The organism is Janthinobacterium glycogeni (assembly GCF_051380725.1).
Classification (GTDB): Bacteria; Pseudomonadota; Gammaproteobacteria; order Burkholderiales; family Burkholderiaceae_D; genus Janthinobacterium.
This window is the reverse complement of sequence record NZ_JBNYXP010000001.1, coordinates 900,648-913,681: the sequence shown is the minus strand read 5'-3', so window position 1 is coordinate 913,681 and position 13,034 is coordinate 900,648. Positions and strand designations below refer to the sequence as shown.

Here is a 13,034-nt window from a genome sequence, read left to right as displayed (position 1 = left end):
GCCGGGCGGCGCGTCGCTACCGCCCGATCTTGTGCCAATAGCAGCTTTTACTCCAGGTTCTGCACCTGTTCGCGCATCTGCTCGATCAGCAGCTTCAGGTCCATCGAGGCGTCGGCCAGTTCCTTGACGGACGCCTTGGCGCCCAGCGTATTGGCTTCGCGGTTAAGTTCCTGCATCATGAAGTCGAGGCGCTTGCCCACTTGCCCGCCCTTGGTGAGGATGTGGCGCGTTTCGCCCAAGTGGGCCGACAGGCGCGCCAGTTCTTCGGATACATCGATGCGGATGCCGTACAGGATGACTTCCTGGCGGATGCGTTCCATGGCGTCCTGGCGCGACAGGGCCGAATTCGAGCCCTGGCTGGCCAGGCCCAGCGCATCCTGCATGCGCTCGATGGCTTTTTGCTGGAAGGCCGCCACCACTTGCGGAATCAAGGGCGTGATGCGCTTGACGATGGCTTCCATCGCTTCGATGCGCGACACCAGCACCGCTTCGAGCGCCGCGCCTTCGCGCTTGCGGCTGTCGACGAAGGCGGCCACGGTGCGGCGGGTCAGCGCGCCCACGTCCGCCTGCAGGGACTCCTGTCCCACTTGCGCTTCTTCGATGACGCCAGGCCAGCGCAGCAGTTCGGCCACCGTCATGACGGGGGCGGAGACAAAATGCTGGCCCACTTCGTTTTGCAGGCGCGCCAGTTCGGTCAGCAGGGGCACGTTCAGCGCCTGCGTGCCGGCGGTGGCGGCCTTGCGGCCAAAGCTCAGGCGTACCTCGACTTTGCCGCGCGTGATGGCTGACATGACGGCGGCGCGCAAGTCAGGTTCCAGAGCCCGCAGATCGTCGTTGATCCGGAATTGCAGGTCGAGAAAGCGTGAGTTGACGCTCTTGATTTCAATTGTCAGTGTGCCTGCAGCACCTTCGCTGGTGGCAACCGCGTAGCCTGTCATGCTTGAAATGCTCAAAGGATTCCCCGATTTGATCTTGTATACAGTCACTTATACACTTAATCAGCCAGCGCAGGCAATACTGCCCGCGCCGCGAAACAGGACCGAAGTGCCCGATGGCCTGAAAATTGCTGAATAGTGTGCGTTTTACGGCATTGTAAAGAAAATTGTGTTTGGCGGGGCAGGATTGTAGGGATCATGTGTGCGCCGCCCTCCATTGCGCCCTGCGCTGTTGCATGGCTGCAAATGGACGCGCGCGCGGTGGTAGAATCGCTGCCGCAACCCCAATCACACAGGACATCCCCATGACATTCGAATCCCGCCCGAGCGGCCGCGCCGTCGATGCGCTGCGCGCCATCCGCATCACCCGCCAGTACACCAAGCATGCCGAAGGGTCGGTGCTGATCGAGTGCGGCGACACCAAGGTCATCTGTACCGCCAGCATCGAAGACAAGGTGCCGGGCTTCCTGAAGGGCAAGGGCCAGGGCTGGTTGACGGCCGAGTACGGCATGCTGCCGCGCTCGACGCACACGCGCATGGACCGCGAAGCGGCGCGCGGCAAGCAATCGGGCCGCACGCAGGAAATCCAGCGCCTGATCGGCCGCTCGCTGCGCGCCGCCTTCGATCTGCAGGCCTTCGGCGAACGCACCCTGCACCTCGATTGCGACGTGATCCAGGCCGACGGCGGCACGCGCACGGCCTCGATCACGGGCGCCATGGTGGCCGCGTATGACGCGTTTTCCCAGCTGCAGGCGCGCGGCGCGATCGCCGCCATCCCCGTGAAAAGCTTTGTCGCCGCCATCTCGGTGGGCGTCTACCAGGGCATGCCGGTGCTGGACCTCGACTACGTGGAAGACTCGGGCTGCGACACGGACATGAACGTGGTGATGACGGAAGCGGGCCACTTCATCGAAGTGCAGGGCACGGCCGAAGGCGCCGCCTTCGACCGCGCCGGCATGAACCGCTTGCTGGACCTGGCGCAGGACGGCATCGCCGACCTGATCGCCATGCAGAAGCAGGCATTGGGGATCTGATCTTTACATAGATTTACATCCGCTGGCCCGCCGCGCGGGGCAAAAAGCCCACACCCGCCGCCGTTGAGCGCGGCGGCGGGGCGCGGTGAGGGGGGCGCAAAAGGTTTACAATGTCGGCACTTCAACCGGATTACTGACATGACCCAACGCCTCATCCTCGCCTCGAATAACGCCGGCAAGCTCAAGGAATTCAACGAGCTGCTCTCGACCATCGGTTTTTCCGTCCATGCCCAGGGCGAATACGATGTGCCGGAAAGCGACGAACCATTCCACACCTTCGTTGAAAACGCCCTGCAAAAGGCGCGCCACGCGTCGCGCCTGACGGGCTTGCCGGCGCTGGCCGACGATTCCGGCGTGTGCGTCAATGCGCTCGGCGGCGCGCCGGGCGTGTACTCGGCCCGCTATGCGGGCGAGCCGAAATCGGACGCGGCCAACAGCGCCAGGCTGATCGCCGACCTCGAGGCGCATGCCGACAAGTCCGCGTATTACTACTGCGTGCTGGTGTACGTGCGCCATGCGGACGACCCGCAGCCGGTGATCGCCGACGGCCGCTGGAATGGCGAAATGATCGCCACACCGCGCGGCAACGGCGGTTTTGGCTACGACCCGCATTTCTTTATTCCCGCGCTGGGCAAGTGCGCGGCCGAACTGACGTCCGATGAAAAGAACGCGCTGTCGCACCGTGGCCAGGCCCTGCGCGCGCTGGTGGAAAAGCTGCGATGATCCCGATCAAACTGGTGGGCGCCGTTGCCAAGGCGGCAGCCAGGCCGAATGCCGCTGCCGCGCCGCACGAAGGCATTTCCGGCGCGGCCGGGGCCGCGCTGCGCTATCTGCAGCCGGGCGCGCTGAACCTGACGGCCCTGCCGCCGCTGTCGCTGTACATTCACTTTCCGTGGTGCGTGAAGAAATGCCCGTATTGCGACTTCAATTCGCACGAGGTGCGCGGCGACCTGCCGGAAGCCGAATACCTGGCCGCCCTGCGGCTGGACCTGGAGATGGCGCTGCCGCTGATCTGGGGCCGCAAGATCCACACCATCTTCATCGGCGGCGGCACGCCCAGCCTGATGTCGGCGGCCGGCCTGGACCGGCTGATGTCGGACGTGCGCACCTTGCTGCCGCTGGAGCCCGATTGCGAAATCACCATGGAAGCCAATCCGGGCACCTTTGAAGCGGAAAAATTCAAGTCCTACCGGGCCAGCGGCATCAACCGTTTGTCGGTCGGCATCCAGAGCTTCAATGGGCGCCATTTGCAGGCGCTGGGGCGCATCCATGACGACAACGAGGCGCGCCGCGCGGTGGAGATCGCGCACGCCAACTTCGATAATTTCAACCTCGATCTGATGTACGCGCTGCCCACGCAGACGCTGGCCGAGGCGCGGCAGGACCTGGAAACGGCGCTGTCGTTCGCGCCGCCGCACCTGTCGCTGTACCACCTGACCCTGGAACCGAACACGCTGTTCGCCAAGTATCCGCCCGCGCTGCCGGACGACGACGAGAGCGCCGATATCGCCGACATGGTGGCCGCGCGCGCCGCGCAGGCCGGCTATGGCCGCTATGAAGTGTCGGCCTATGCGCAGCCGGGGCGCCAGGCGCGCCACAACCGCAACTACTGGGAATTCGGCGACTATCTCGGCATCGGCGCGGGCGCGCACAGTAAAATTTCGTTCCCGCACCGCGTGCTGCGCCAGGCCCGCTACAAGCAGCCGCGCGCCTACATGGATGCGGTATTGGCCGGCAATCCGGTGCAGGAAGAGCGCGAACTGGCGCGCGAGGAAATGGGCTTCGAGTTCATGCTCAATACCCTGCGCCTGACGCAGGGCTTTGCGCCGAACCTGTTCGCCGAGCGCACGGGCCTGGCCCTCAACGCCATCGAGCAGCCGCTCAATGCGGCCGAAGCGAAAGGCTTGCTGTACCGCGACCACCAGGTCATCTGCCCGACGGAACGGGGATTGTGCTTCCTGAATGACCTGCAGCAGATGTTCCTGGAAGATTAATGGGTGGTGACGGCGCGCAGGCGCTGCAGCTTGGCCGCATACAGAGTATGGTCGCTGCGCGTGGTGCTGTTGCTCATCGCCAGTTCCAGCTGCTTGCCGGCTTGCTCCATCTGGCCCAGGCGCGCATAGGCTTGCGCCAGCCAGAAGTGGAATTCGTGGTAGTACGGGTCGCGCGCGATCTCACGTGAAAACAGCTGTATCGCCCGCACGTAATCGTTTTGCTGCATGGCCGCCTTGCCCAGGTTGAAGTAGTGGAAAGGCGGCTGCGGCTGCAGCGCCAGCAGGCGCCGGCGCAGCGGCAGCGCTTCATCGGGCAGGCCGGACGCTTCGAGCACCTGCGCCAGGTTCGACAGCAGCACCGTGTTGTCCGGCGCACGCGTCAGCGCATGGGCGAGCGTGCGCCGCGCTTGCGCCAGGTCGCCATGGCGGAACTGGATCACGCCCAGGGTGTTGTAGGCGCCGCTGAACGAGGGGTCTTGCAGCAGCGCCGCCCGGGCCCACCAGTACGCCTGGTTCAGCTGGCCCTCGCTCATGGTTTCGGCGGCGCGGTTGTTCATGTACATGGCGAGCACGGTCGCTTCCTCGAGTTCTCGCGTGCGGTAGCCGCCTATCTCCGCGGACGGCAGGAAATCGATCACCATCATGCCCTTGGCATCGTACCTGCCGGATTTGTCGTCCAGCCGCTGGCCCAGTACCAGGTTGACGTGACCGGCGACAAAATACATGTCGCCGCTGCGGCTCCAGCTTTCTTCGCCGAGCACCTCCTGGTAGCGCACCTGCAAGCCCATTTCATGCGCCAGCGCCGCCGTCATGATCACCAGCGACAGGCAGTTGCCCTGGCGCGCGGCGAACGTTTCGCGCGCATTGCGGGTCATGGCCGCATCGTACTCGAGTTTCAGCCTGCTCTTGTCGTAAAGGGCGTCATACAGGGCCGCGCGGTCATTCTTGTTGCGCGCTTCGCGCCGTACTTGCGTACGCACATACTGGCGCATGGTCTCGTCGACGGCAAAGACCTGGCTGGGGTCGATGACGGCGGCCGGCGCGAAATCGCTGTCGTTGAAGATGGGGGGCAGGCTGGCGGGCGGTGCTACGCTGCAGGCCGCCAAAGCGCCGCAGAGCAGGGCGGCGCCCAGGCGCTTGAAGCAAGGGGCGAAAACAAGATAGGGGCGCATGGTCTCTCCCTGGAGGCGCCGGCTGTCTCATGTCGTGGTGGCGCGCCAGTCCCACCTGAAACCAGTATCGGCGCGCCTGGCGCCGCTGTCAAATGGTTTCAAGCGCCTGGCCGCCGCCTGCACGGTGCTTGAAAGCGGGCTTAAAGCCGGACTTGAAACCGCGGGTTTAAAATTCCTCCCAGTCCTGCTCGCCGGCGATGTGCGATGGCGTTTTGCGCGCCGCGGCGCTGGCCGCCTTGGGCGCTGCCGGTTTGCCGGCCTTGGCCTGGGGCGGGCGTGGCGCGAGTTTTTGCGTGGTGGCAATGGCGGCCTTGGCCGGCCGCGCGGCGCGCACCGGCGCCGCCGTGGCCACGTGGTCGAGCTGGAAGCCGGCCGCCACCTGCGCCAGACGCGCCGCCTGGTCCTGCATGCTTTCGGCGGCCGCCGCCGCTTCTTCCACCAGCGCCGCATTTTGCTGCGTTACCTGGTCCATCTGTGCGATAGCCTGGTTGACCTGGTCGATCCCCAGACTTTGTTCGGCGCTGGCGGCAGTGATCTCGGCCATGATGTCGGTCACCCTGCGCACGCTGTCGACCACTTCGCCCATGGTGCTGCCGGCCTGCTGCACCAGCCGCGTGCCGTTGTTGACCTGTTCCACCGAGTCGCCGATCAGGGTCTTGATTTCGCGCGCCGCGGCGGCCGAGCGCTGCGCCAGGCTGCGCACTTCGGTGGCGACGACGGCAAAGCCGCGCCCCTGCTCGCCGGCGCGCGCCGCTTCGACGGCCGCGTTCAGGGCCAGGATATTCGTCTGGAAGGCGATGCCGTCGATGACGCCGATGATGTCGACGATTTTCGTCGAGGCCGTATCGATGGCGCCCATGGTGTCGACCACCTGGCTGACGATGCTGCCGCCCCGTTCGGCCACGCCGGACGCGGCCACCGCCATCTGGTTGGCCTGGCGCGCATTGTCCGCATTCTGCTTGACGGTGCTGGTCAGCTCTTCCATCGACGACGCCGTCTCTTCCAGCGAACTGGCCTGCTGTTCCGTGCGCGCCGACAAATCCTGGTTGCCGGCGGCGATTTCGCCCGACGCCGTGGCGATCGCATTGGTGCCCGTCTGCACTTCCGACACCACCTTGCGCAGCGCCTCGTTCATGCCGTGCAGCGCGCGCATCAGGTCGCCGATTTCATCGCTGGCCGCCTTGCCGAAATGCGTGCGCAAGTCGCCGTTGGCCACCGTTTCCGCCACTTTCACGGCGGCTTTCAACGGTTGCGTGATCGAGCGCGTGATCAGCCAGGCGCAGACGCTGCCCAGCGCCACCACCAGCGCGCACAAGGTCAGCAGCAGGGTGAAGCTGCGCCCGTTGGCCGCCTCGATGGCGTGCGCCGTCGTGTCGATGGCCTGGCGCTGCTGCGACAGCAGGGCCTTGACGTTGTTCTGGTATTTGGCGGCGGCCGGCGCGAAGCTGTCGCGGTAGGTGCTTTCCGCCTGCGCCGCATTGCCGGCCTTGCGCGCATTCATCACCAGCGTCTTGGCGTCCTGGTACTTGACGCGTTCGGCAATGGACGCCTTGAAGATGGCCTTTTCCTCGTCGCTGTCGAGCAGCGTCTCGATTTTCTTCAGCAGTTCGCCGCCCTGTTTCGTGCTGTCGGCGATGGTGTCGGCAAACACGTTCGACAGCGTTTCATCGGTGCTCCTGGCGATCATCGAGGTGCGCGCGATGGCCGAGTAAATCAGCACGTACCAGTCCGATACGAGGCGTTCCTTGGCCAGCGGTTTTTCCATCATTTGCCGCGTCGCTTCGGCATTCACGCTGGCGCTGTACAGCGCGTACGAGGTGGAGATCACGGACAGCAGCAGCACCAGCGCGAAGCCTGCAGCCAGGCGCGTGCCGATACGAAGGTGGGAGAGGGCGTGCATGGTCGGAACTCCTGTCGCAGAGAGGGTTGAAGGTTGCCTGTGCGACATAGTATGCACTGATAAGTGACCAAGAGGCGAGGGAAAAGCGCGCTTGTCTTTGCGCCTGTTGCAGCCACGCCCGTGCTACAGATCGCCCGCCTGGCGCAAGTCCGGCTGCTCGGCCCAGCGGGCGAATGCGGCCGCCATGCGCTCGCTTTCCGCGATGGCGCGGCGCCAGTCGCGCATGCGCGCCGCGTGGTCCTGGCCGTAATGGGGGAAGTCGCGCCGGTCCGGCAATTTGCCGTTGGGCAGGCTGGCCACGAAGGCGGGCGAGGGCGAGACGAGGATCATGTTGTCGAGTGCGCTATCGCCGCGGCGCGCGCGGCGCCAGGGCATGGCCTTGTCCAGCCAGCCCGGCACGATATGGTCGGCAAAATGCGGGTACAGCACCAGATCCGGTTCGCGCTGGTAGGGCAGGTGCAGGTGATAGTCGACCAGGCCGCCGTCCCAGTAGCGCCCGGGCGGCGCGCCGGCGATGTCCGCGACCGCATCGAGCACCAGCGGGATGGAGCCGGAGGCCAGCAGCGCGTCGCGCAGGTTGTTCTGCGCCAGCGGCACGAAATGCGAATGAAAGGCGTCGAAGCGCGAGCGCAGCCAGCTGGCGCCGTCCGGTCCGGCATGGAACACGGTGCGTTCCAGCGAGGCGGCCAGCCGCGCGCGCGCCACGGCGTTGCCGGCGGCGGCCAGCAGGAAGCCGCGCCGGTCGCGCCATTTGCCAGGCTGCGCCAGCGCGCCGATGCCGCGCACGGCCAGCACCGACAGGCTATGGCGCTCGTGCCGCAGCAGTTGCGCCTCCTGGCCGTCGAGGACGGCGTCGAGCAGGGCGCGGCACGTGCGGCTGACGTGCGCCGCATCGGGTTTGTCGGGATAGCGCTGGCCCACATATTCGCGCACCAGGCGGCGCTGCGCCGCGACAGGGTCGGGGAACACGGCGGCGGCCATGCGCCAGGCGCCGATCGAGGCGCCGACGAACTGGCGCGGGCGCGGCGCCTGCGGCAGGAAGTCGCCGAACAGCCAGCAATCGAGCTGGTGCAGGATGAGGCCTTTCGGCCCGCCTGCGGCGGCAGGGACGATGGCGATGTCGCTGGCGCGCACCCCGTTTTCGGCGATGCGCGTCCGGGCGCGGCGGCCCAGGCGGATGGTGATGGCGGACGAGGCAGGCAGGGTGAAGGACATGCGCATGGAGGCTGGTGGCGATTGCCTATTGTAGCGATTGCAGCGTCATGCCGCGCCAATGCGCGGTCGCAAGCGTGCGACAGTTGAGAGGAACAAGCAATATTATTTGAAATATACAGATGCTATGCAAGCGTTCCGTCCTTGCCTTTTTTGTCATAAGGAATACATGAAACAACCAAGCTGCGCTTCCCGCCTTGTTTTGCCAGTCGTGCTGGCTGCCACCCTCAGTGCTTGTGGCGGCGGCTCTTCTTCCGCCGATGCCCAGGTTGCCGCGAATCCGGCCACGCCAGTCAATCCACTCCCTCCGGTGACGCCGGTCACCCCGCCCGCCGGCAGCGACACGGGCAGCGTCAGCGCGCCGTTTGCGAAAGGGCTGAGCCCGCGCTATCTGTTGCTGGCCGTTGGCAGCCAGGCCTACGGCACCTTGCGCAGCATGACGCAAGACAGTTCCGGCGCCCTGAGCGAAATCTCGGGCGTCGGCTTCAGCGGCACGCCCGCCATCACGCGCGACATCGTCGGCGACGCGGCATTTGCGCAGGGACGCTGGTTCACCGGCACACTTACGCGCAGCAGCGGCAGCACGGTCATGAGCGGCAACAATGCCAGTGCCCACTACAGCGTCTATAACACATTGGCGGCCTTGCCTTTCACCGGCGTCTTCCAATGCGATGCGGGCAAGTTCACGGCGCCCAGCTACACGGGCGGCGCCAGCGTGCAGCAGGACGGCTATTTCGGCACGGCCAGCGGCAGCGCCACCTTGTCTTTCGGCGCCGCGGGCGCCGCGCTGGCCATGACGGTCGACGCCACGGCCGGCGGCAGCACTGGCAAGGCCAGCGGCACCGGCACGATCAACACGCCGGACATGACGGTCATCAGCGGCGGCTTCCTGGGTGGCAGCTCGGGCATGCTGCTGGCGCTGGGTGACGGCGGCACGGGAACCTACCTGGTCACGGGCGGCTACAAGGTGGTCATGGCCAACGGCGCCAATTACCAGGGCGTAGCGACCTTCCGTTGCTCTTGATCGTCCCTGCATGAAAAAAGCGGCGCCGTGCACTGCACGGACGCCGCTTTTTTTTCGTGCGTCGGGCTTAGCGCAATGCCGCGATCATCTGTTTCAGCTTGCCGGAATCGATGCAGAAGGCGCGGATGCCTTCGGCCAGTTTTTCCGTCGCCATCGCGTCTTCATTCATCATGAAGCGGAAGGCTTCTTCGTTCAGCGACATCTGCACGATGTTGGTCGATGGCGCCGCTTCGGCGCTCAGCTTGCGTTCCACCGGCGCATCGCTGTCGGCCAGCTTTTGCAGCAGGTCGGGGCTGATGGTGAGCAGGTCGCAGCCGGCCAGTTCGAGGATTTGCGAGGTATTGCGGAAGCTCGCGCCCATCACCTCGGTCTTGTAGCCGAACTTGCGGTAGTAATTGTAGATGCGGCGTACCGATTGCACGCCCGGGTCTTCCGCGCCCACGTAGTCGATGCCCGTCGATTTCTTGTACCAGTCGTAGATGCGGCCGACGAACGGGGAAATGAGCTGGGCGCCCGCTTCGGCGCAGGCAATCGCCTGGGCCAGCGAGAACAGCAGGGTCATGTTGCAGCGGATGCCTTCCTGTTCCAGGATGGCGGCGGCGCGGATGCCTTCCCAGGTGGACGCGATCTTGATCAGCACGCGCTCGCGTGGAATGCCCGCGTTCGAATACAGGGCGATCAGGTCGCGGCCCTTGGCCACCGTGCCCTGCGTGTCGAACGACAGGCGCGCATCGACTTCGGTGGAGACGCGGCCGGGGATGGTTTGCAGGATTTCCACGCCAAAGGCGATCAGCAGCCGGTCGATGATCTCGGCGGTGGAGGCGTTGGGATGGTCGCGCACGGCCTTTTCCAGCAGCGGCTTGTATTCATCCTTCTGCACGGCCTTCAGGATCAGCGACGGATTCGTCGTCGCATCGCGCGGCGTGTAGGCCTGGATCGATTGGAAGTCGCCGGTGTCGGCCACCACGGTAGTAAATTGCTTCAGTTGTTCGAGTTGGTTCATGGCTGCACAGGAAAGAGTGAATGGGCTTGCCAGGGTATTGTACATAATCCGCGGCAGTGCGCTGGTGCTCTTGCGTGGCGGGAGGGCATGCTGGTCTTGCACCCCAAAACTGAGTGCCGGGGTCAGACCCGGCGGGTCTGACCCCGGATTGCCGCTTTTTAGCCAATAAACGAATCGAACTGCATGTCGAATTCCTGCAGCGCCTTTTGCGCGTTCTGCATTTTCTTGCGGAACTCGGGCCCCCGTTGCAGGGCCAGGCCCACGGCCAGCACGTCGATCACCACCAGGTAGGCCAGGCGGGCGGAAATCGGGGTGTAGGGGTCGGTGTTGAAGACCAGGTCGATCGGGATCAGCACGGTCGCCAGGTCGGCCAGCGGCGTGCCCGATGGGGCCAGCACGACGACGTCGGCGCCGCCGCGGCGCGCCAGTTTCACGGAGCGCACCAGGGCGGGGCTGTTGCCGCGCTGCGAGATGGCCACCAGGCAGTCGCCGCCGCGCAGCAGGGCCGCCGCGATGCTGTGGATGTTCGGGTCGCTGTAGGCCACCGTCGGCACGCCCGAGCGGAAGAACTTGTGCTGCGCGTCGGCCGCCACGATGCCCGACGTGCCCTGGCCATAGAATTCGATCTTGCTGGCGCGCGACAGGATGTCGAGCGCGCGCTGGATCGCTTCCGGATTCAGGTTGTTGCGCAGGTCGAGCAGGGTGTTGATCGAGCGGCTGCAGATTTTATTGACCAGGTCGGCCGCCAGATCGTCCTGCGCCGGCTGCTCGTTCGCGCCCGGCATGGCCAGGGCCAGGCCCTGCGCCAGCTTCAGCTTGAATTCATGCCAGCCGTCATAGCCCAGGGTGCGGCAAAAGCGCACCACGGTCGGTTCCGACACCTGCGCGCTTTTCGCCAGTGCCGTGATGTTCTGGCTGACCGTCTGGTTGGGCTGGTCAAGCACGGCCAGCGCGACCTTCTTCTCCGACTTGGAGAGCGAATCGAGCTGGGTGCGGATGGAATCGAGCAGCATTAAATTAGTCTTCTGTTTTCGGGAAGCGGTGAAGCAGGGGTTTCGCGGAGCACCGCTCCGCGCCTGCGTAACGGCCGTGCCTTGCGAGGCACGGCTCCTTGCCCTGCTAGCTTAGTCTTCCGGCAGGGGTGAAGCAGGGGTTTCGCGGAGCACCGCTCCGCGCCTGCGTAACGGCCGCGCCTTGCAAGGCACGGCTCCTTGCGCTGCCAAACTAGTCTTCAGGAAGCGCCTCTTCACGCCACTGCAAGCCATCGCGGCCGATCAGGGCGCTGGCGGCTGCCGGGCCCCAGGTGCCGGCCGTGTACGGAATCGGCGCGCTGTCGTTCTGTTCCCAGTTGTCGAGAATCGGCTCGACCCATTCCCAGGCCGCTTCCAGTTCGTCGCCGCGCATGAACAGGGTCAGCTGGCCGCGCAAGACGTCGAGCAGCAATCGCTCGTAGGCGTCCATGCGCGGCGTCTTGAACGATTCGCGGAAATCGAGTTCCAGCTCCGCCGGTTTCAAGCGCATGCCGTCGCCCGGGGTTTTCGCCATCAGATTCATGCGCAGGCCTTCGTCCGGCTGCAAGCGGATCACCAGGCAGTTCGGCTGGAAGCTCGACGTCGGCTGGTTGAAGATCGAATGCGGGATCTGCTTGAAGCGCACGACGATCTCGGCCAGGCTGTCGGCCATGCGCTTGCCCGTGCGCAGGTAGAACGGCACGCCGGCCCAGCGCCAGGTGTCGATTTCCGCCTTCAGGGCAACGAAGGTTTCGGTGCGTGAATGTTCCGGCGCATCCGGTTCGTCGCGGTAGCTCGGCACGGTGGCGCCGTCGACGTGGCCGGCGCGGTACTGTCCGCGCACGATGTTTTGCGCCAGGGTGGTCGGTGTGAATTTTTTCAGCGAGCGCAGCACTTGCAGCTTTTCATCGCGCACGGCGTCCGGTGCGATCGAGGTCGGCGGTTCCATGGCGACGATGCACAGCAGTTGCAGCAAGTGGTTTTGCAGCATGTCGCGCAGCGCGCCCGAGGTGTCGTAGTAACCCATGCGGTTGCCCACGCCCAGCTTTTCGGCGATGGTGATCTGCACGTCGGAAATCCATTCGCGGCGCCACAGCGGTTCGAACAGGATGTTGCCGAAGCGCAGGGCCAGCAAGTTCTGTACGGTTTCCTTGCCCAGGTAATGGTCGATACGGTAGATCTGCGATTCCTGGAAGACCTTGCCCACTTCGGCATTGATCTGCTTGGCGCTGGCCAGGTCGCGGCCCAGCGGTTTTTCCAGCACCACGCGCGAATTCGGCGTGACCAGGCCGTTGTCTTCCAGGTTGTCGCAGATCAGCGCGAACAGATGCGGCGGCGTCGCCAGGTAGTACACGCGCGTCAGCTCGGCATCGCCGCGCAGCGCTTCGACCAGCGGCGCGTACGTGGCAGCATCGCTGGCGTTGAGCGACACATAAACGATACGCGCGCAAAATTTGCTCCAGGTGGCGGCGTTCAGGGTGCTGGCCTTGATGTGGGGACGCGAGTTGGTCTCCACCATCTTCAGGAAGGCATCCTGGCCGCTGTCCTGGCGGCCCACACAGATGATGCGCGCCGTCGGCGGCAAATCGTTCGCGACGTCGCGCGCATACATTGCAGGCAACAACTTGCGCATTGCTAAATCGCCGCTGCCGCCAAACAGGACCAGGTCAAAATCGGTAAGTGCCATAAGTGAGTGTCGTCGCAAAAGTAAAAGGGCCGGAGCGGGGAGAAAGCCGACCGGAAGTGCCAG

At 65.1% G+C, this 13,034-nt stretch carries 11 protein-coding genes; 4 read left to right on the top strand and 7 right to left on the bottom strand.

What is annotated here, in order from left to right:
• Positions 1–47: 47 nt before the first annotated feature.
• Positions 48–938: a YicC/YloC family endoribonuclease gene (locus ACQ4W4_RS04180; RefSeq protein WP_070289142.1), complete on the bottom strand. Its 891-nt coding sequence runs from the start codon at positions 936–938 to the stop codon at positions 48–50.
• A gap of 302 nt (positions 939–1,240) precedes the next feature.
• Here ACQ4W4_RS04180 and rph point away from each other — a divergent pair, with 302 nt between their 5' ends.
• The 3 genes from rph to hemW all read left to right on the top strand — a co-directional run bounded on the left by rph (position 1,241) and on the right by hemW (position 3,963).
• Positions 1,241–1,969 (top strand): ribonuclease PH, encoded by a 729-nt coding sequence (rph, locus tag ACQ4W4_RS04175; protein WP_436540892.1) that lies wholly within the window; start codon positions 1,241–1,243, stop codon positions 1,967–1,969.
• Between the two features lie 138 nt (positions 1,970–2,107).
• Positions 2,108–2,692, top strand: coding sequence for an RdgB/HAM1 family non-canonical purine NTP pyrophosphatase (rdgB, locus tag ACQ4W4_RS04170; RefSeq protein WP_070222390.1), 585 nt, complete (start codon positions 2,108–2,110; stop codon positions 2,690–2,692).
• Positions 2,689–3,963 (top strand): radical SAM family heme chaperone HemW, encoded by a 1,275-nt coding sequence (gene hemW, locus ACQ4W4_RS04165; protein WP_436540891.1) that lies wholly within the window; start codon positions 2,689–2,691, stop codon positions 3,961–3,963. The genes rdgB and hemW overlap by 4 nt, the downstream gene beginning before the upstream one ends.
• Here hemW and ACQ4W4_RS04160 read toward each other — a convergent pair.
• From ACQ4W4_RS04160 to ACQ4W4_RS04150, 3 genes are all read right to left on the bottom strand, one after another.
• The gene (locus tag ACQ4W4_RS04160; RefSeq protein ID WP_436540890.1) at positions 3,960–5,135 is read right to left on the bottom strand and encodes a tetratricopeptide repeat protein; all 1,176 of its coding nucleotides are present in this window, start codon (positions 5,133–5,135) and stop codon (positions 3,960–3,962) included. The genes hemW and ACQ4W4_RS04160 overlap by 4 nt on opposite strands.
• Positions 5,136–5,301: 166 nt before the next feature.
• The gene (locus tag ACQ4W4_RS04155; protein ID WP_436540889.1) at positions 5,302–7,035 is read right to left on the bottom strand and encodes a methyl-accepting chemotaxis protein; all 1,734 of its coding nucleotides are present in this window, start codon (positions 7,033–7,035) and stop codon (positions 5,302–5,304) included.
• Positions 7,036–7,158: 123 nt separating this feature from the next.
• Positions 7,159–8,250: a patatin-like phospholipase family protein gene (locus ACQ4W4_RS04150; protein ID WP_436541117.1), complete on the bottom strand. Its 1,092-nt coding sequence runs from the start codon at positions 8,248–8,250 to the stop codon at positions 7,159–7,161.
• Between the two features lie 166 nt (positions 8,251–8,416).
• Here ACQ4W4_RS04150 and ACQ4W4_RS04145 point away from each other — a divergent pair, with 166 nt between their 5' ends.
• Entirely contained in the window at positions 8,417–9,271 is an 855-nt protein-coding gene (locus ACQ4W4_RS04145) for a hypothetical protein (protein WP_436540888.1), read from the top strand.
• 67 nt (positions 9,272–9,338) lie between these two features.
• On the opposite strand, the gene tal is transcribed toward ACQ4W4_RS04145, so the two are convergent.
• The 3 genes from tal to zwf all read right to left on the bottom strand — a co-directional run bounded on the left by tal (position 9,339) and on the right by zwf (position 12,971).
• A complete protein-coding gene (gene tal / locus ACQ4W4_RS04140) occupies positions 9,339–10,274 on the bottom strand; it encodes a transaldolase (protein ID WP_436540887.1) in 936 nt (311 codons plus the stop codon).
• Positions 10,275–10,432: 158 nt separating this feature from the next.
• Positions 10,433–11,287, bottom strand: a complete 855-nt coding sequence (locus tag ACQ4W4_RS04135; RefSeq protein ID WP_034750862.1) for an SIS domain-containing protein — start codon at positions 11,285–11,287, stop codon at positions 10,433–10,435.
• Between the two features lie 211 nt (positions 11,288–11,498).
• A complete protein-coding gene (gene zwf, locus ACQ4W4_RS04130) occupies positions 11,499–12,971 on the bottom strand; it encodes a glucose-6-phosphate dehydrogenase (protein WP_100874099.1) in 1,473 nt (490 codons plus the stop codon).
• Positions 12,972–13,034 lie beyond the last annotated feature (63 nt).

Coding starts and splice junctions, on each gene's coding strand:
- hemW (WP_436540891.1), top strand. CDS start 2,689: ATGATCCCGATCAAACTGGTGGGCGCCGTTGCCAAGGCGGCAGCCAGG.
- ACQ4W4_RS04155 (WP_436540889.1), bottom strand. CDS start 7,035: ATGCACGCCCTCTCCCACCTTCGTATCGGCACGCGCCTGGCTGCAGGC.
- tal (WP_436540887.1), bottom strand. CDS start 10,274: ATGAACCAACTCGAACAACTGAAGCAATTTACTACCGTGGTGGCCGAC.
- rph (WP_436540892.1), top strand. CDS start 1,241: ATGACATTCGAATCCCGCCCGAGCGGCCGCGCCGTCGATGCGCTGCGC.
- zwf (WP_100874099.1), bottom strand. CDS start 12,971: ATGGCACTTACCGATTTTGACCTGGTCCTGTTTGGCGGCAGCGGCGAT.
- ACQ4W4_RS04145 (WP_436540888.1), top strand. CDS start 8,417: ATGAAACAACCAAGCTGCGCTTCCCGCCTTGTTTTGCCAGTCGTGCTG.
- ACQ4W4_RS04135 (WP_034750862.1), bottom strand. CDS start 11,287: ATGCTGCTCGATTCCATCCGCACCCAGCTCGATTCGCTCTCCAAGTCG.
- ACQ4W4_RS04160 (WP_436540890.1), bottom strand. CDS start 5,135: ATGCGCCCCTATCTTGTTTTCGCCCCTTGCTTCAAGCGCCTGGGCGCC.
- ACQ4W4_RS04150 (WP_436541117.1), bottom strand. CDS start 8,250: ATGTCCTTCACCCTGCCTGCCTCGTCCGCCATCACCATCCGCCTGGGC.
- rdgB (WP_070222390.1), top strand. CDS start 2,108: ATGACCCAACGCCTCATCCTCGCCTCGAATAACGCCGGCAAGCTCAAG.
- ACQ4W4_RS04180 (WP_070289142.1), bottom strand. CDS start 938: ATGACAGGCTACGCGGTTGCCACCAGCGAAGGTGCTGCAGGCACACTG.